Source organism: Pseudomonas sp. B13(2017), assembly GCF_002113245.1.
Taxonomy (GTDB): Bacteria; Pseudomonadota; Gammaproteobacteria; order Pseudomonadales; family Pseudomonadaceae; genus Aquipseudomonas; species Aquipseudomonas putida_Z.
Genome location: NZ_NEJX01000001.1, coordinates 245,594 through 261,855, shown reverse-complemented (window position 1 = coordinate 261,855; position 16,262 = coordinate 245,594). Strand labels below are relative to the sequence as shown.

General features: G+C 64.4%; 18 protein-coding genes. 5 read left to right on the top strand and 13 right to left on the bottom strand.

Annotated features, from left to right (window positions below; translation table 11 throughout):
* Window positions 1-723 (top strand): tRNA (guanosine(46)-N7)-methyltransferase TrmB, encoded by a 723-nt coding sequence (gene trmB, locus CAG44_RS01115; protein ID WP_013974624.1) that lies wholly within the window; start codon window positions 1-3, stop codon window positions 721-723.
* A 265-nt stretch (window positions 724-988) separates the two neighbouring features.
* Here trmB and CAG44_RS01110 read toward each other — a convergent pair whose 3' ends face one another.
* The 9 genes from CAG44_RS01110 to CAG44_RS01070 all read right to left on the bottom strand — a co-directional run bounded on the left by CAG44_RS01110 (window position 989) and on the right by CAG44_RS01070 (window position 7,558).
* The gene (locus tag CAG44_RS01110; protein ID WP_085691430.1) at window positions 989-1,315 is read right to left on the bottom strand and encodes a DUF3392 family protein; all 327 of its coding nucleotides are present in this window, start codon (window positions 1,313-1,315) and stop codon (window positions 989-991) included.
* A 9-nt stretch (window positions 1,316-1,324) separates the two neighbouring features.
* Window positions 1,325-2,500 (bottom strand): radical SAM family heme chaperone HemW, encoded by a 1,176-nt coding sequence (gene hemW, locus CAG44_RS01105; RefSeq protein ID WP_075046652.1) that lies wholly within the window; start codon window positions 2,498-2,500, stop codon window positions 1,325-1,327.
* Entirely contained in the window at window positions 2,497-3,093 is a 597-nt protein-coding gene (gene rdgB / locus CAG44_RS01100; RefSeq protein WP_003257822.1) for an RdgB/HAM1 family non-canonical purine NTP pyrophosphatase, read from the bottom strand. Before rdgB ends, hemW begins: the two co-directional genes overlap by 4 nt.
* Window positions 3,090-3,524, bottom strand: coding sequence for a DUF4426 domain-containing protein (locus CAG44_RS01095; protein ID WP_085691429.1), 435 nt, complete (start codon window positions 3,522-3,524; stop codon window positions 3,090-3,092). Before CAG44_RS01095 ends, rdgB begins: the two co-directional genes overlap by 4 nt.
* A gap of 22 nt (window positions 3,525-3,546) precedes the next feature.
* Window positions 3,547-4,167, bottom strand: a complete 621-nt coding sequence (gene metW / locus CAG44_RS01090; RefSeq protein ID WP_015272149.1) for a methionine biosynthesis protein MetW — start codon at window positions 4,165-4,167, stop codon at window positions 3,547-3,549.
* A gap of 7 nt (window positions 4,168-4,174) precedes the next feature.
* Entirely contained in the window at window positions 4,175-5,314 is a 1,140-nt protein-coding gene (locus CAG44_RS01085; RefSeq protein ID WP_025340970.1) for a homoserine O-acetyltransferase, read from the bottom strand.
* Window positions 5,315-5,413: 99 nt separating this feature from the next.
* The gene (locus CAG44_RS01080) at window positions 5,414-6,004 is read right to left on the bottom strand and encodes a YggT family protein (protein ID WP_013974619.1); all 591 of its coding nucleotides are present in this window, start codon (window positions 6,002-6,004) and stop codon (window positions 5,414-5,416) included.
* A gap of 10 nt (window positions 6,005-6,014) precedes the next feature.
* Window positions 6,015-6,833, bottom strand: coding sequence for a pyrroline-5-carboxylate reductase (gene proC, locus CAG44_RS01075; protein WP_025340969.1), 819 nt, complete (start codon window positions 6,831-6,833; stop codon window positions 6,015-6,017).
* A 38-nt stretch (window positions 6,834-6,871) separates the two neighbouring features.
* Window positions 6,872-7,558: a YggS family pyridoxal phosphate-dependent enzyme gene (locus CAG44_RS01070; protein ID WP_085587719.1), complete on the bottom strand. Its 687-nt coding sequence runs from the start codon at window positions 7,556-7,558 to the stop codon at window positions 6,872-6,874.
* Between the two features lie 65 nt (window positions 7,559-7,623).
* On the opposite strand from CAG44_RS01070, the gene CAG44_RS01065 reads away from it, so the two are divergent.
* The gene (locus tag CAG44_RS01065) at window positions 7,624-8,622 is read left to right on the top strand and encodes a type IV pilus twitching motility protein PilT (protein WP_085691428.1); all 999 of its coding nucleotides are present in this window, start codon (window positions 7,624-7,626) and stop codon (window positions 8,620-8,622) included.
* Between the two features lie 127 nt (window positions 8,623-8,749).
* Here CAG44_RS01065 and CAG44_RS01060 read toward each other — a convergent pair whose 3' ends face one another.
* Window positions 8,750-9,385 (bottom strand): C40 family peptidase, encoded by a 636-nt coding sequence (locus tag CAG44_RS01060; protein ID WP_085587723.1) that lies wholly within the window; start codon window positions 9,383-9,385, stop codon window positions 8,750-8,752.
* 166 nt (window positions 9,386-9,551) lie between these two features.
* Here CAG44_RS01060 and CAG44_RS01055 point away from each other — a divergent pair, with 166 nt between their 5' ends.
* On the top strand, window positions 9,552-9,971 hold the full coding sequence (locus CAG44_RS01055) for a TM2 domain-containing protein (RefSeq protein ID WP_013974614.1): 420 nt from the start codon (window positions 9,552-9,554) through the stop codon (window positions 9,969-9,971).
* A gap of 144 nt (window positions 9,972-10,115) precedes the next feature.
* Here the strand turns inward: CAG44_RS01055 and CAG44_RS01045 are convergent, their stop codons facing one another.
* From CAG44_RS01045 to CAG44_RS01035, 3 genes are all read right to left on the bottom strand, one after another.
* Window positions 10,116-10,814 carry an SPOR domain-containing protein gene (locus tag CAG44_RS01045; RefSeq protein ID WP_025340965.1) on the bottom strand — a complete coding sequence of 233 codons (699 nt, stop codon included), beginning with the start codon at window positions 10,812-10,814 and terminating at the stop codon, window positions 10,116-10,118.
* 1 nt (window position 10,815) lies between these two features.
* On the bottom strand, window positions 10,816-12,552 hold the full coding sequence (argS, locus tag CAG44_RS01040) for an arginine--tRNA ligase (protein ID WP_085691427.1): 1,737 nt from the start codon (window positions 12,550-12,552) through the stop codon (window positions 10,816-10,818).
* A 218-nt stretch (window positions 12,553-12,770) separates the two neighbouring features.
* Entirely contained in the window at window positions 12,771-14,990 is a 2,220-nt protein-coding gene (locus CAG44_RS01035) for a primosomal protein N' (RefSeq protein WP_085587728.1), read from the bottom strand.
* Window positions 14,991-15,157: 167 nt separating this feature from the next.
* Here CAG44_RS01035 and rpmE point away from each other — a divergent pair, with 167 nt between their 5' ends.
* Window positions 15,158-15,373: a 50S ribosomal protein L31 gene (rpmE, locus tag CAG44_RS01030; RefSeq protein WP_003257833.1), complete on the top strand. Its 216-nt coding sequence runs from the start codon at window positions 15,158-15,160 to the stop codon at window positions 15,371-15,373.
* A gap of 2 nt (window positions 15,374-15,375) precedes the next feature.
* On the top strand, window positions 15,376-16,197 hold the full coding sequence (locus tag CAG44_RS01025; RefSeq protein ID WP_025340962.1) for a thermonuclease family protein: 822 nt from the start codon (window positions 15,376-15,378) through the stop codon (window positions 16,195-16,197).
* Window positions 16,198-16,262 lie beyond the last annotated feature (65 nt).

Sequence of the window (16,262 nt, the reverse complement as noted above, 5' to 3'; positions counted from 1 at the left end):
ATGACTGAATCGCACGATACGCCGATCACCCCCGACGGCGAAGCCCGCCCGCACCGCCGCATCAAGAGTTTCGTGATGCGCGCCGGGCGCATGACCGAAGGCCAGCAACGTGGCCTGGAGCAGGGCGGCCCGCTGTACATCCTGCCGCTGGCCGACAGCCCGGTGGACTACGACCAGGTATTCGGCCGCTCGGCGCCGCGCACCCTGGAGATCGGCTTCGGCATGGGCCATTCCCTGCTGGAAATGGCTGCTGCCGCGCCTGAACAGGACTTCATCGGTGTGGAAGTACACCGCCCGGGTGTTGGCGCGCTGCTCAACGGCGTGCTGACCCAGGGCCTGAAGAACCTGCGGGTATATGACTGCGATGCCATCGAAGTGCTGAACCGCTGCGTGGCGGACAACAGCCTCGACCGCCTGATGCTGTTCTTCCCCGACCCATGGCACAAGGCGCGCCACCACAAGCGCCGCATCGTCCAGCTGGAGTTCGCCGAGCTGGTACGACGCAAGCTCAAGCCCGGTGGCGTGTTCCACATGGCTACCGACTGGGAGCCGTATGCCGAGTACATGCTGGAAGTGATGAGCGCAGCCCCGGGCTATCGCAACCGTGCGGCTGACGGTACCTACGTGCCGCGCCCGGAAGAGCGCCCGATCACCAAGTTCGAGCGCCGCGGCGAGCGGCTGGGGCATGGGGTTTGGGATTTGAAGTTCGAGAAGGTGGATTGACCGGCTGATAAAGCCTTTCGATATGCCGATGTCTGCAGAAATGCAGGCGAAAAAAAACCGCCTTGAGAAGGGCGGTTTTTTTATGACTGTGCTCAAGCCCGTTCGGGACTGTGTGGGAGCGGGCGTGCCCGCGAAACAGGCGACGCGGTGGATGGCACCGGCTTCGCCGGTGTTCGCGGGCATGCCCGCTCCCACAGTGACCGCATGCGCATTTAAATTTTTAGCAAGACAGTTGCTCCTGCAAGGTTCAGTGCAAGGCCGTGGCTCAGCCCCGTCGATCCGCCACCACCCCGATCAGCACCAGTACTACCAGCAACACTGGCGCCAGCGCGTAGTTGTTGAACTGGCTCAGCCCTTTCAGCACCCAAGGCGTGGCATAGATCAGCGCCGCACCGCTGCCGATCATCACCAGCAAGGCCATGAACGGTACGCGCAGGGCGCCCGCCAGGCCGCCCAGGCGCTGTTCCATCCAGCCCTTGATATCGGTGCCGAACAGCACCAGCAGGCAGCCTACCAAGGCCAGTGAAATCTCCGACAGGTTGCTGCGGCTCCAGCGAGAAACCGTCGCGAGCAGATCAAGTACCAGATCCATGGGTCATCCTTAGGTCAAGAAATACTGCAGCAGGTCATTGAGGAACAACTGGCCCCTTGGCGTGGCCACCAGTCGATCCGGTTCGACCTGCAAAAGGCCCTTTTGTTCGGCCGCGCGGCGTGCCTCGCGCAGTTGTGCCAGCGGCAAACCAGTGCGTTGGGTGAACAGTTCGGCTTCCACCCCATCGGTCAGGCGCAGAGCGTTCATCAGGAACTCGAACGGCAGCTCGTCGACTGGCAGCAGCTTTTCGCCGGCCTTGAACGGCTTGGCCAGGTTCAGGTAGTCCTTGGGCAGGCGGGTTTTCCAGGTGCGCAGGATGCGCCCGTCGGCGAAGGTCAGCTTGCCGTGGGCCCCAGCGCCGATGCCGATGAAGTCGCCAAAGCGCCAGTAGTTGAGGTTGTGCCGGGCAGCGCGCCCCGCCTGGGCATAGGCCGAGACCTCGTACTGGCGGAAGCCGTGTTCGGCCATCAGTGCCTGGCCGGCCTCCTGGATATCCCAGAGGATGTCGTCCTCGGGCAGCTCGGGCGGCTGGTTCCAGAACACCGTGTTCGGCTCCACGGTCAGCTGGTACCACGACAGGTGCGTCGGCCCCAGGTCGATGGCCTGGCGCAGGTCGCCCAGCGCGTCGTCGAGCGACTGGTCGGGAAGGCCGTGCATCAGGTCCATGTTGAAGTTGTCGAAGCCGGCGGCGCGTGCCATGCCGGCGGCGCGAACTGCTTCATCGCCGTTGTGGATACGCCCCAGCGCCTGCAGTTTGGCTGGCTGGAAGCTCTGCACACCGATGGACAGACGATTGATACCGGTTTGCCGGTAGGCCTTGAACTTGTCCTGCTCGAACGTGCCCGGGTTGGCCTCCAGGGTGATTTCGATGTCCGGTGCAAACGGGATGCGTTGCTCTACGCCACGCAGCAGTCGGCCAAGGGCGTCGGCACTGAACAGGCTAGGGGTACCGCCGCCGAAGAAGATCGAGCTGATCGGCCGGCCTTGCACGGCGGCCAGTTCCTGGTCGAGGTCGGTCAGCAGGGCGGCGACGTAGGCATCTTCCGGCAGTTCAGGCCCGGCAGCGTGGGAGTTGAAGTCGCAGTAAGGGCATTTGCGTACGCACCACGGGATGTGGATGTACAGCGCCAGCGGCGGCAGGCTGGTGAAGCCCGCCGCGCCGGGGGTGGACAGCGTTTCGATCATGCCAGGCCCAGACGTTGGCGCAGCAAGGCCATGGCGCGGGCGCGGTGGCTGAGCTGGTTCTTGTCCACAGGGGCCAGGTCGGCGCTGGAGCAGCTGCGCTCCGGTACCCAGAACAGCGGGTCGTAGCCAAAGCCGTGCTCGCCACTGGCCTCGAACATGATGCGCCCATGCCACAGGCCTTCGCACAGAATCGGCAGCGGGTCGTCGGCATGGCGCACCAGTGCCAGGACGCAGACGAACTGTGCGCCACGCTCGGCTTCAGGCACGTCCTTCAGCGCTTCGAGCAGCTTGGCGTTGTTCGCCGCGTCACCCTTGCCGTCGGCATAGCGCGCCGAGTAGATGCCCGGCGCGCCGCCGAGGAAGTCCACCGCCAGGCCCGAATCGTCGGCCAGGGCCGGCAGGCCGGAAATGCGTGCGGCGTTGCGCGCCTTGAGGATGGCATTCTCGACGAACGACAGGCCGGTTTCTTCCGGCTCGACCTGGCTGAACTCGCCGATCGAGCGCAGTTGCACGGACGCGCCGAGCATGGCCTGGAGTTCCTTGAGTTTGCCGGCGTTGTGGCTGGCCAATACGAGTTGCTGGAAATTCATCATTCGCCTGGGAACACTTCCTGGTTGAAGCTGAGGGAGTTGCTGATGCCGCCGGTTTCGATATTCAGGTCGAAGGTGACGGTCTCTGCCTGGTCGATCTTGAACTGGGCGATGTAGTACACCGCGCCCTGTTCGGTGATCTGCTTGAACGACAGCGGGCTGCTGCGCCCGGTCAGGTCCTTGACCGTGCCGCTGACCACAGCCGTGGCGGGCTTGCTGGCCTTGAGCACGGCGATGTTGAGTACGCCCTGGTTCTTGCTGCGTACCAGGCCGGTGGCTGCGGCCACCTCCGGTGTCAGCATGCTCGAGGTGAACGCGCTGTAGTGCACCGTCACGTCGCCAAACACTTCCTTGCGCTCGGGACGGGCAGCATCGGCAGCCAGTACCGGCAGGGCCAGGCACAGGCTGATCAGGAACAGGGCTAGGCGACGCATGGGGTGATTCCTCCGGTGGGCGTCAGACCGCGAGCTGATGTTCTTGCAGGCCCGGGCTGCTGACGCGGTAGATGCCGATCTCACCTAGAAGATTAGGCCAAAGCCGGCCACCCCACCCGTTGCGGTGCAAGTGGTCGACCGCCAGGCGGTCTAGCACCTTGGCGCGGCGCTCGTGGCACAGCTCTTCGAAGTCGGCGAAGGTGCAGAAGTGGATGTTCGGTGTGTTGTACCAGGTGTACGGCATGAAGTCCGAAACCGGCATGCGGCCTTTGGTCGCCAGGTACCAGCGGCAACGCCAGTGGCCGAAGTTGGGGAAGGTGATGATGCACTGGCGGCCCACGCGCAGCATCTCGTCCAGGATGCGGTCGGGGTACTCCACGGCCTGCAGGGCCTGGGTCATGATCACCACGTCGAAACTGTTGCTGGCGAAGTTGCCCAGGCCCTTGTCCAGGTCCTGCTCGATGACGTTGACGCCCTTGGCCACGCAGGCCGCGATGTTGTCGGCGTCGATCTCCAGGCCATAACCGGTGACCTGCTTGCGGTCGCGCAGCGAGGCCAGCAGTTCGCCGCTGCCGCAGCCCAGGTCGAGTACCCGGCTGCCGGCGGGGATCCAGTCGTGGATGATTTCCAGATCGGCTCTCATGCTGTCCTCAGATGGCAATGCGGTTCATGTAGTTCGAGAAACCCTGCATGTAGCGAGGCGTGGGGATCAGGAAGGCGTCGTGCCCGTAAGGCGAGTCGATCTCCAGGTAGCAGACGTTCTTGCGCGCGGCCATCAGGGCGTCGACGATCTCGCGCGAACGGGCCGGGGAGAAGCGCCAGTCGGTGGTGAACGACATGATGCAATAATCCGCCTTGACGTGGGCCAGGGTGGCCGCCAGGTCGCCGCCCTGGGCGGCGGCGGGGTCGAAGTAGTCCAGCGCCTTGGTCATCAGCAGGTAGGTGTTGGCGTCGAAGCGCCCGGAGAACTCCTCGCCCTGGTAGCGCAGGTAGCTCTCGACCTGGAATTCGACGCTGTGGAAGTCGTAGTTGAGCTTGTCGCTCTTCAGCTCGCGGCCGAATTTTTCACCCATCGAGTCGTCCGACAGGTAGGTGATGTGGCCGACCATGCGCGCCAGCATCAGGCCGCGCTTGGGGATCACGCCCTGGTCCTGGAACGAACCACCGTGGAATTCGGGGTCGGTGAGGATGGCCTGGCGTGCCACTTCGTTGAAGGCGATGTTCTGTGCCGACAGCTTGGGCGCCGAGGCAATGTCGACGCAATGGCGCACGCGCTCGGGGTAGCTGATGGTCCACTGCAGCGCCTGCATGCCACCCAGGCTGCCACCGACCACGGCGGCCCACTGCTGGATGCCCAGGCGCTCGGCGAGGCGCACCTGGCTGTGCACCCAGTCTTCCACGGTCAGCACCGGGAAGTCGGCGCCATAGGGCTTGCCGGTGGCCGGGTTGACGCTGCTGGGGCCGGTGCTGCCGTTGCAGCCACCCAGGTTGTTCAGGCTGACCACGAAGAAGCGGTTGGTGTCGATCGGCTTGCCAGGGCCAATGCAGCTGTCCCACCAGCCCGGCTTGCGGTCGGTGGTGGCATGGTAGCCAGCGGCATGGTGGTGGCCGGAAAGGGCATGGCAGATCAGCACGGCGTTGCTCGCGCTGGCGTTCAGGGTGCCATAGGTCTCGTAGACCAGTTCGTAACTGGCCAGGGAGCGGCCACAAGCCAGTGCCAGCGGTTCATCGAACCGGGCGGTTTGCGGTACTACCAGACCGACGGAATCTTCGGGAAAGACAGTGGACATCGACCCTGCTCACGCTTGACGGAGGCGTAAGTCTAAAGAGCGCTACCCCCAGCGGCAAGCAGAGGCTTGTCGCTGGAAGCAACCCGGGTCAGGTGAGGCTCAGATCATCCGCCACAGCTCTTGTGGCATGCCGGCATAGGCGGCCAGCGGCGGCATGACGAACGACTGGATCACCTGGATCGCGAGGAAGGCGAAGATCGGCGAGATGTCCATGCCGCCCAGGTTGGGCACGATGCGGCGGAACGGTGCCAGCACCGGTTCGCTGATCTGGTAGGCCAGTTCGGCCGCCGGGTTGTGGCTGTTGGGAGCAACCCAGGACACGATCACCATGACGATCATCGCCACCCAGAAAATCTTCAGGAACAGCGAGGTGATACCGATGATGGCCCACATCAGCAGGTGCAGGATGTCACCGAAGGTGCCGTAGGTGACCATCAGCACGAAAGCCATCAGCAACGCCTGGATGACCACCGACAACAGCAGCGACGAGGTATCCAGCCCACCAACGCTGGGGATGACCCGGCGGATCGGCTTGAGCAGCGGTTGTGTGGCGCGCACGGCGAACTGGCACAGCGGGTTGTAGAAGTTGGCCTTGACCAGCTGCAGGACGAAGCGCAGCAGGACGATCACCAGGTACAGGCTGACCAGGGTTTGCACCACGAAGATCGCGGCGCCGGACAGTGCATTCATCTGAGGCTCCTTATTTGCCCAGTTGTTCGGCCAGCTCGGCGGAACGTGTAGCCGCAGCCTGCAGCGCCTGTTCGACGATGGCTTCGAAGCCGCTGGCCTGGAACGACTTGATCGCCGCTTCGGTAGTGCCGGCAGGCGAGGTGACACGGCGGCGCAGTTCGGCAGCATCGACATCGCTGGCAACCGCCATGCGTGCGGCGCCCAAGGCTGTCTGCAGGGTCAGCTGCGAGGCGGTTTCACGTGGCAGGCCAAGTTTTTCGCCGGCCGCGGTCATGGCTTCGATCAGCAGGAAGAAATACGCCGGGCCGCTGCCGGAGACAGCCGTCACGGCGTCCAGTTGCTGCTCCTGCTCCAGCCACAGGGCGGTGCCCACGGCCGACAGCAGTTGCTCGGCCTGCTGGCGTTGTTCGCTGGATACTTCCGCTGTGGCGTACAGGCCGCTGACGCCTTGGCGCAGCAGTGCCGGGGTGTTGGGCATGCAGCGTACCACCGGGCGAGCCCCGACCCAGCTTTGCAGGCTGGCGCAGGTGATGCCGGCGGCGATGGAAACGATCAGCTGGCCATCCTGCAGGTTCGGTTGCAGGGCTTGGCACACGGCTTTCATGACCTGGGGCTTGACCGCCAGGACGATGACGTCGGCACCATCGATGGCCTGTGCGTTGTTCTCGAAGGTTTCGATGCCGTGCTCGGCCTGGATGCGGCTGCGGGTCTCGGCGCCCGGGTCGCTGGCGCGGATCTGCGAGGCGTCCAGGCCCTGGGCACGCAGACCACCGATCAGGCTGGCGGCCATGTTGCCGGCGCCGATAAAGGCAATACGAGTCTTGCTCATGTCAGGTCCTTGTGGGAAAGAGTGAGTAAAGCATGGAATCAGGGCTGCCCGTAGTCGCGGGCACCGAACAGGGCGGTACCGATACGCACCCAGGTCGCACCCTGTGCAATGGCCGCTTCCAGGTCGTGGCTCATGCCCATGGAAAGGGTGTCCAGGCCAAGGTCAAGGCCTTCCTGCAATTGGCGCAGGGTGGCAAAGGCGGCTTCCTGGGCGGCGCGGTCATCAGTGGGTTCTGGGATGGCCATCAGCCCGCGCAGGCGCAGGTTGGGCAGCGCGGCTACCGCCTTGGCCAGGGCCGGCAGGTCGGCGGGGGCGCAGCCGGATTTGCTGTCTTCGCCGCTGACGTTCACCTGCAGGCAGATGTTCAGTGGCGCCAGCCCGGCCGGGCGCTGCTCCGAGAGGCGTTGGGCGATTTTCAGGCGGTCCACGGAATGTACCCAGTCGAAATGCTCGGCGATGGCTTTGGTCTTGTTCGACTGAATGGGGCCGATGAAGTGCCAGATCAAGGGCAGGTCGCCGAGCGCCTGCTGCTTTGTCAGCGCTTCCTGTAGGTAGTTTTCCCCGAAATCGCACACGCCGGCGGCGTGGATCTCGCGGATGGCGCTGGCTGGCTTGGTCTTGCTCACGGCCAACAACTGGACGCTGGCCGGTTCACGCCCGGCAGCCTGGGCAGCGCTGGCGATACGGGCGGAAATAGCGGAAAGGTTGTCTGCTAGGGTGGACATGGACTGATGCCGGCGGCTGTGGGGTTTGCGGCATTCTACCTACTTGAAGGCCTTTGGGGAGTCTCATGGATGTGACCGACCTGTTGGCCCGGGCCGTGGATGCGGGGGCTTCCGACCTGCACCTGGCGGCGGGCCAGATACCGATGTTGCGCCTGGATGGCGAGCTGCAGCGCATGGCCCTGCCGACCTTGGGCCCTGCCGCCTTGACCGAGGGCATGGCACCCATGCTGGATGAAGACCAGCGCCGACAGTGGGCCCAGGGTGATGAGCTGGATATGGCGCTGGAATTGCCGGTGCTGGGGCGCTTTCGGCTGAACCTGTTTCGCCAGTTGCATGGCCCTGCGGCCACCTTTCGCCTGATCCCGGGGCATATCGCCACACTCGATGAACTCGACCTGGGGGATGTGTTTCAAGCTGTTGCGCAGTGCAGCGATGGCTTGATCCTCGTGGGTGGGCCGACCGGCAGCGGCAAGTCCAGCACCTTGGCGACACTGCTTGACCAACTGAACCGCGATCGGGCTCTGCATATCATCACCCTCGAAGACCCTGTCGAAGTTATCCACAGTAGCCAGCGCAGCCTGGTCAACCAGCGTGAGGTCGGCCGCCATTGCGGTGGGTTCGCCCAGGGGCTGCGCAGTGCCCTGCGTCAGGACCCGGATGTGATCATGATCGGTGAGCTGCGCGACCTGGAAACCATTCGCCTGGCTTTGCGAGCGGCCGAGACTGGGCACCTGGTGCTGGCGACCGTGCATACGCGTTCGGCGGTGAGCAGTATTGACCGGTTGGTGGAGGTGTTCGCTGCCGAAGAGAAGCCGCTGGTGCGGGCGATGCTGGCCGAGTCGTTGCGCTTGGTGGTGGCGCAGGTGCTGGTCAGGCGTGCGGGCGGTGGGCGGGTTGCTGCGCGGGAAGTGCTGGTGGTGACGCCAGCGGTGCGTAACCTGGTTCGGGAGGGGCGGATGGCGCAGTTGTGTTCGGTGATGCAGGCAGGTGGTGCGGACGGGATGCGGACGATGGAAGGGGCGATGCGAGGGTTGAAGGAGAGGGGGCTGATCAGCGATCTATAGTGCCTGTGCTGGCCCTTTCGCGGGTAAACCCGCTCCCACATGGATAACACAGCCTTCGAATGCTGTGGTGTACCTGTGGGAGCGGGCGTGCCCGCGAAGAGGCCGATACAGGAGAGCGCCGATCAGATCAGCGCTTGGCCAGGTTCAGCTGCTGCTGTTCTTTCGGCAGCACTCGCTTGGCCACCACGTAATGCTTCTGCCAGTAAGGCTTGCTCAGGGTGTCGATGCTTACCCGCTTGCCACGGCGTGGAGCATGGATGAAGCGGTCGTTGCCCAGGTAGATGGCAACGTGGTTCACCCGGCGGCTCTTGATGTTGAAGAAAATCAGGTCACCTGGCTTCAGGTCACCCTTGGCTACCTTGACGCCGTGGCCCTGGGCCATGGCATTGGAGGTGCGCGGCAGGTCGACGTCGGCGACGTCGTTGAAGGCGTATTTGACCAGCCCGCTGCAGTCGAAGCCTTTCTTCGGGCTGCTGCCGCCCCAGACATAAGGGGTGCCGAGCACATTCACCGCACGGCTGAGCACATCGCTGCTCTGCTTCGGCGACATGGCGGCGACCGGCGCACCGGGCACGCTGCGGCTGCTGGCGGCATAGCTTGGGCGGGTGCGCAGCGCGGTCTGCTTGACCGGTGCGTGTCTTACCGAGGCATTGGTGGTGTAGCCGGTAAAACCATTGGGAAGACGTTGCTCACGATTGGTGGCGTGGGCGGCCAGGGGCAATAATAGGCAGAGGGTCAGCCATGTCTTGAGTAAAGGCGGCATAGATGAAGCTCTTATGAATAGTTATGTGTTGGGCGCGCAACTTTATAACAGCTTTTTGATCAATCTTTGATCCGTTGGTCGATTGTCCAGGTGCCGTACGTCGGCCTGCGACAAGAAAGTCACATTTTTTTTTAGAAAATTTTCGGATAACCCACGGGGGCTATGAATGAACAGTTATCAACAGGGGGCGCCGTTTCACGACACCCACAGCAAGACCATTGGCTACCTGCTATGGATTTTCGGCTTTACCGGGTCGCATCGTTTCTATTACGGCAAGCCAGTAACCGGCACCATCTGGTTCTTCACCCTGGGCCTGCTGGGCATCGGCTGGTTGATCGACCTGTTCCTGATCCCGTCCATGGACCGTGAAGCCGACCTCAGGTTCCAGTCCGGGCGCATTGACTACAACATCGCCTGGATCCTGCTGACCTTCCTCGGGGTGTTTGGGCTGCACCGGCTGTATCAGGGCAAGTGGATCACCGCGATCATCTACTTCTTTACCGGCGGGCTGTTCCTGGTGGGGGTGCTGTATGACTTCTGGACGCTGAACAGCCAGGTTTCCGAGCGGAATGCGGGGCGGGGTTGACGCACAGCCCTTGTGGGAGCGGCCTTGTGTCGCGAAAGGGCTGCAAAGCAGCCCCAGCATGCTCAGCAGCACCGCTGAAATCCTGGGGCCGCTTTGCGGCCCTTTCGCGACACAAGGCCGCTCCCACAGGGCCGCAAACGCAGGTTACTGACGGGTCTGCCGCTGTTGCAGCAGCAGGTTGCTGAAACCTGCCCCGGCCAGCTGCTTCTGCGCCCCGGTCAGCTGCTCGCGGTTGCTGAACGGCCCCACCAGCACGCGGTACCAGGTTTCGTCCTTGACCGTGCCCGACTCCACCTTCACCGACTGGCCCAGCAGGATGATCTGCGCGCGCACCTTGTCGGCATCGGCCTGCTTGCGGAACGAACCGGCTTGCAGGAAGAACTGGGTGGTTGCCGCCGGCTTGATCACCGGTGGTGCCGGTGGCGGGGTCTGGCCCATCAGCGCCGCCTGGGCTCGCGCCGTGTCGATCTTCGCCGCTTCGGCCGGCGTCACCGGGGTCACCGGCTGGGCCGGGACGGGTGGCGTCTTCTCTGGCACGGCCTCCGGCGGCACGATCACCTCGGACTCCGGCAGCAGCGTGTAGAAGTCGTACTTCGGCTTCACCGGCTGCTGCGGGGTGGCCTGCGCCGGCTTGCCGGCTTCGGCCACTTTCTCCGCCTTCTGCTGCTCGGGCTTGGTGCGCTTGATGTCTTCGCCACCGGGCTCGAGCTTCATCAGGAACACGATGAACGCGCCTACGGTCAGGCCGACCGCCAGCCATACCCAACCGGGAATCGGCTGCTTGGCCGGCGCCGTCTGGCGGCTGGCGCCGCGTTTGGGTGCGGGTTTTTTCTTGGCAGCCAACTTACATGCGCTCCAGGGTTTCCAGGCCGAGCAGTTCCAGACCTTGCTTGAGGGTGCGGCCGGTCAGCGCCGCCAGGCGCAGGCGGCTCTGCTGCTGCTGCGGGGTTTCGGCGGCAAGAATCGGGCAATTCTCGTAGAAGCTGGAGAACAGGCCGGCCAGGTCGTACAGGTAGCTGCACAGCACGTGCGGCGTGCCCTTGTCGGCGACGTTGTTGAGGATTTCGCCAAACTGCGCCAGGCGCGCGGCCAGGTCTTGCTCGTGGGCAGCCTGCAGCACGATGTTGCCGTCGACTTCATCGAAGCCCTTGCCCAGTTTGCGGAATACGCCGGCCACGCGGGTGTAGGCGTACAGCAGGTAAGGCGCGGTGTTGCCTTCGAAGTTGAGCATCAGCTCGAAGTTGAAGCTGTAGTCGCTGGTGCGGTGCTTGGACAGGTCGGCGTACTTCACTGCGCCAATGCCAACCACTTCGCCGATGTGGCGCAGCTCTTCGTCGGCCAGGCTCGGGTTCTTTTCCTTGACCAGCGCGTAGGCGCGCTCCTTGGCCTCGGTGAGCAGGTCGATCAGCTTCACGATGCCGCCGTCACGGGTCTTGAACGGGCGGCCATCGGCGCCGTTCATGGTGCCGAAGCCCATGTGCTCCATCTGCATCGGGTGGCCGACGAAGCCTGCGCGGCGTGCAACTTCGAACACCTGGTTGAAGTGCAGGGCCTGGCGCTGGTCGACGAAGTACAGGGCGCGGTCTGCCTTGAGCACGTTGCTGCGGTAGCGCACGGCAGCCAGGTCGGTGGTGGCGTACAGATAGCCGCCGTCGGCCTTCTGCACGATAACCGGCAGAGGTTCGCCTTCGCTGTTCTTGAACTCGTCGAGGAACACGCACTGTGCGCCCTGGTCTTCGACCAGCAGGCCCTTGGCCTTGAGGTCGGCGACCACGTTGGCCAGGTCGTCGTTGTAGGCGCTTTCACCCATCACGTCGGCCATGGTCAGTTTGACGTTGAGCAGCTCGTAGGTCTTCTGGCAGTGCGACAGCGAAATGTCCTTGAAGCGCGTCCAAAGGGCCATGCAGTCCGGGTCGCCGGCCTGCAGCTTGACCACCAGGCCGCGGGCGCGGGTGGCGAATTCTTCGGATTCGTCGAAGCGTTTCTTGGCGGCGCGGTAGAAGTTTTCCAGGTCCGACAGCTCGTCGCTGGTGATCGGGTTTTCTTCCAGGTAGGCCAGCAGCATGCCGAACTGGGTGCCCCAGTCGCCCACGTGGTTCTGGCGGATCACGTCATCGCCGAGGAACTCCAGCACGCGCGCCACGCTGTCACCGATGATGGTCGAACGCAGGTGGCCGACGTGCATCTCCTTGGCCAGGTTGGGTGCCGACATGTCGATCACAACCTTTTGCGCAGGGCCGGCCTTGCGCGCGCCCAGGTGGGCGTCGGCCAGTGCGGCATCCAGGCGGTTGGCCAGGGCGTCGGTGTTCTGGAAAAAGTTGAGGAAGCCGGGGCCGGCGATCTCGACCTTGCTGATGTCGGCGCTGGCCGGCAGGGCATTGATCAGTTTCTCGGCCAGGTCGCGCGGCTTCATGCCGGCCGGCTTGGCCAGCATCATGGCGATGTTGCTGGCGAAGTCGCCGTGGGTCTTGTCCCGGGCGTTTTCCACCTGGATCGCCGGCGACAGCCCTTCAGGCAGCACACCGTCGGTGACGAGTTGGGTGAGGGCTTGCTGGATCAGCTGGCGAATGGTGTCTTTCATGGGGATCTCTTTTCGACCGCAAGCGCGGTGGAGCGCTTGGATGCGCAGGTGGAAAAACTGGGCATTATCCGTGGCTGGGGGCGGGTTGCCAACCTTTGGGGTGCAACCATCAAGGGTTCCATGTTGTGTTCGAGGGCCTCATCGCCGGCAAGCCAGCTCCCACAGAAGAGCGCGCGCAACCTGTGGGTGCTGGCTTGCCGGCGATGAGGCCGGTCGATTCAGTACAGGTCTACCGGGTCGACATCCAGCGACCACCGCACCTGGCGCCCGCTCGGCATCTGCTCCAACACTAGCAACCAGGCGCTGATCAGTCGATGCAAAGGCGCCCGCGTATTGGCCTGTATCAACAGTTGCGCGCGGAAGCGCCCTGCGCGGCGCTCCATCGGTGCTGGCACCGGCCCCAGCAACTCGATGCCGGGCAGGCGCTGTTCGGCCACCAGGCGCTCGGCGGCGGCGCAGGCCTCGTCGAGGAAACCTTCGGCCTGCCCGGGCTTGTGCGCTTCGGCGCGCAGCAGCGCCAGGTGCGAGTAAGGCGGCAGCCCGGCGGCGCGGCGTTCGTCCAGGGCCTGCTCGGCGAAGGCGAAGTAGCCCTGCTCGGTAAGCTGCACCAGCAGCGGATGGTCGGCCAGGTGGGTCTGGATGATGACCTTGCCGGGTTCCTCGGCCCGCCCGGCCCGCCCGGCAACCTGCACGATCAGCTGCGCCATGCGTTCGCTGGCGCGGAAATCGCCGGAGAACAGCCCGCCATCGGCATCGAGGATGGCCACCAGGGTCACCCGCGGGAAGTGATGGCCCTTGGCGAGCATCTGGGTGCCGACGAGGATGCTCGGCTGGCCGCGCTGGATGGTGCTGAACAGGTTGTGCATGGCGTCCTTGCGCGCCGTGCTGTCGCGGTCCACACGCAGGATCGGGTAATCCGGGAACAGCACTTTCAGGCGTTCCTCGGCACGCTCGGTGCCGGCGCCGACCGGGCGCAGGTCAACGTGGTTGCACTGCGGGCACTGCTGCGGCAGGCGCTCGTCATAGCCGCAATGGTGGCAACGCAGCACGCCGGAGCGCTGGTGCACGGTCATGCGCGCATCGCAGCGCGGGCATTCGGACAGCCAGCCACAATCGTGGCACAGCAAGGTCGGGGCGAAACCGCGGCGGTTGAGGAACACCAGTACTTGCTGGCCCGCTTCCAGGGTTTGGCGGATGGCCTGCTGCAGTGGGCCGCTGATGCCGCTGTCCAGCGGCAGGCTCTTCACATCCAGGCGCAGCATGCGTGGCGGGCGGGCACCGCCGGCGCGCTGGTTCATGCGCAGCAGGCGGTAGCGGCCGGTCAGGGCGTTGTGCAGGGTTTCCAGCGATGGCGTGGCAGAACCGAGCAGGATCGGGACGTTTTCCTGGTGGGCGCGCACCAGCGCCAGGTCGCGGGCGTGGTAGCGCAGGCCTTCCTGCTGTTTATAGGAACCGTCGTGCTCCTCGTCGATGATGATCAGGCCGGGATTCTTCATCGGCGTGAACAGCGCCGAGCGGGTGCCGATGATGATGTCGGCCTCGCCGTCCCGGGCTGCCAGCCAGGCATCCAGGCGTTCGCGGTCGTTCACCGCCGAATGCAGCAGGGCGATGCGGGCGTTGAAGCGTTGCTCGAAGCGGGCCAGGGTCTGCGGGCCGAGGTTGATCTCCGGGATCAGCACCAGGGCCTGCTTGCCGGCTTCCAGTGTTTCGCGGATCAGCTGCAGGTACACCTCGGTCTTGCCGCTGCCGGTGACACCGGCCAGCAGGAAGGCGCCGAAGCCGCCAAAGCCTTCGCGCACGGCGTCGAAGGCGTCGCGTTGCTCTTCGTTGAGCGGCAGTTCCGGCTGTGCCAGCCAGTGTTCGTGGCGCAGCGACGGCAAGTGGCGGCGGACCTCGATCTGCACCAGGTCCTTGGCCAGCAGCAGGTCGAGGCTGTCCTTGTTCAGGTTGAGCTTGGCCAACAGGCTGTGGGCCACGCCGTGCGGGTGCTGGGCCAGGGTCTTGAGGGCATCGCGCTGGCGTGGTGCGCGGGCGATGCGCGGGTCTTCCAGGCGGGCGCCGGGGGCGACGTGCCAGAAGCGCTCCTGGCGCATCTCGGCGGGTTCGCCCTGGCGCAGCAGGGTCGGCAAGGCCCAGCTCAGGGTGTCACCCAGGCTGTGCTGGTAGTACTGGGCGGTCCACAGGCACAACTTGAACAGCGACGGCGGGATCGGCGACACCGGGTCGAGCAGGGCGCTGGCCGGCTTGAGCTTGTCGGCGGGTACTTCGCTCTGCTCGCACACCTCCACCAGCACGCCGATCATTTCGCGGCGGCCGAATGGCACGCGAATGCGCATGCCCGGGGTCAAGGCCTGGCGCGCCATGCTTGCCGGCGCCTTGTAGTCGAACAGGCGACGCAGCGGGGAGGGCAGGGCAAGGCGCAGGATGACGTCGGACACGCGGAAAGTCTCGGAGGGCGTTTCAAAGACTGGCGAGCCTAGCAGACGACGGTCGGTGCAAGCGACAACTTGCGTTGGCGTGATGCTCTGGTATTATTCGCCGCCTAATTACGTGCGGTATTCAACAATTGGTGTTGGGTGGCGGCACGCAGCTCGAGGAAGTGACCATGAAAGCAGATATTCATCCGAACTACGAAGTAGTTGCAGTCACCTGCAGCTGCGGCAACAAGTTTGAAACCCGTTCGACCCTGGGCAGCACCCTGGCGATCGACGTTTGCAACCTGTGCCACCCGTTCTACACCGGTAAGCAGAAAGTCCTGGACACCGGTGGTCGCGTACAGAAGTTCGCCGATCGCTTCGGTATGTTCGGTACCAAGAAGTAATCATGCGCATGGCGAACCCCTCGGGTTTCGCATTGCTGCAAAAAAAGGCGCCCCTTGTGGGCGCCTTTTTTATGGGCGTCATCTGGCATTTCCCGGCCCTGGCGTTCTGCCCGCTACCAGGCAGCCCTCAGCAGGTGGCGGTGCGCCAGGTGGTCGATGGCGATACCTTGCGTCTGGTCGATGGCCGCAGCGTGCGACTGATCGGCATCAATGCCCCGGAAATCGGCCGTAACGGGCGCACCAGCGAGCCCTATGCCGAGGCCGCCAGGCAGCGTTTGCAGGCCTTGGTCAAGGCCAGCGACGGGCGTGTCGGGCTGGAGCCGGGCGTCGAGTCCAAGGACAAATACGGCCGCACGCTGGCGCATATCTATGGCCGCAATGGCGACAATATCGAAGCACAGCTGCTCAGTGAGGGCTTGGGCTATCGCGTCGCGGTTGCCCCCAATGTACGCCTCAGCGCTTGCCAGCAGCTTGCCGAGCAGGCTGCGCGCAAGGCTGGCTCCGGGCTGTGGCGTCGTTCGCCGGTGGTGCGTGCCGGGGATGTCCGGCAGTCGGGTTTCGCGGTCATTGCGGGCCGCATCGAAGGCGTGGAGCGCAACCGTGGCGGGGTCTGGCTGAACCTGGACGGTGCGGTGGTGCTGCAGGTTCCCGCTCGTCTGCAGCGCAACTTCCCCGCCAGCTTCTTCGATAACCTCAAGGGACGCCAAGTCGAGGCGCGTGGCTGGGTGCTGGATCGTTCCCGCAAGGGCGGCCTCAAGCCCGGGCAGCGACGCTGGCTGTTGCCGTTGACCGATCCGAGCATGTTGGAGCGCATTTCAGGCTAAAAGATGTAGACATTTCGCTATTGGATTGTACACACTGTTAGCCGTATGCCCCGTGGGTTATAGCG

Bases quoted from the DNA above. Each gene is read 5' to 3' on its own strand.
- CAG44_RS01055 (WP_013974614.1), top strand. From the start codon at position 9,552: ATGAACAGTTATCAACAGGGGGCGCCGTTTCACGACACCCACAGCAAG.
- CAG44_RS01080 (WP_013974619.1), bottom strand. From the start codon at position 6,004: ATGAATGCACTGTCCGGCGCCGCGATCTTCGTGGTGCAAACCCTGGTC.
- metW (WP_015272149.1), bottom strand. From the start codon at position 4,167: ATGAGAGCCGATCTGGAAATCATCCACGACTGGATCCCCGCCGGCAGC.
- rdgB (WP_003257822.1), bottom strand. From the start codon at position 3,093: ATGATGAATTTCCAGCAACTCGTATTGGCCAGCCACAACGCCGGCAAA.
- CAG44_RS01085 (WP_025340970.1), bottom strand. From the start codon at position 5,314: ATGTCCACTGTCTTTCCCGAAGATTCCGTCGGTCTGGTAGTACCGCAA.
- CAG44_RS01070 (WP_085587719.1), bottom strand. From the start codon at position 7,558: ATGTCCACCCTAGCAGACAACCTTTCCGCTATTTCCGCCCGTATCGCC.
- CAG44_RS01095 (WP_085691429.1), bottom strand. From the start codon at position 3,524: ATGCGTCGCCTAGCCCTGTTCCTGATCAGCCTGTGCCTGGCCCTGCCG.
- trmB (WP_013974624.1), top strand. From the start codon at position 1: ATGACTGAATCGCACGATACGCCGATCACCCCCGACGGCGAAGCCCGC.
- proC (WP_025340969.1), bottom strand. From the start codon at position 6,833: ATGAGCAAGACTCGTATTGCCTTTATCGGCGCCGGCAACATGGCCGCC.
- CAG44_RS01060 (WP_085587723.1), bottom strand. From the start codon at position 9,385: ATGCCGCCTTTACTCAAGACATGGCTGACCCTCTGCCTATTATTGCCC.
- argS (WP_085691427.1), bottom strand. From the start codon at position 12,552: ATGAAAGACACCATTCGCCAGCTGATCCAGCAAGCCCTCACCCAACTC.
- CAG44_RS01025 (WP_025340962.1), top strand. From the start codon at position 15,376: ATGCGCATGGCGAACCCCTCGGGTTTCGCATTGCTGCAAAAAAAGGCG.
- CAG44_RS01110 (WP_085691430.1), bottom strand. From the start codon at position 1,315: ATGGATCTGGTACTTGATCTGCTCGCGACGGTTTCTCGCTGGAGCCGC.
- rpmE (WP_003257833.1), top strand. From the start codon at position 15,158: ATGAAAGCAGATATTCATCCGAACTACGAAGTAGTTGCAGTCACCTGC.
- hemW (WP_075046652.1), bottom strand. From the start codon at position 2,500: ATGATCGAAACGCTGTCCACCCCCGGCGCGGCGGGCTTCACCAGCCTG.
- CAG44_RS01065 (WP_085691428.1), top strand. From the start codon at position 7,624: ATGGATGTGACCGACCTGTTGGCCCGGGCCGTGGATGCGGGGGCTTCC.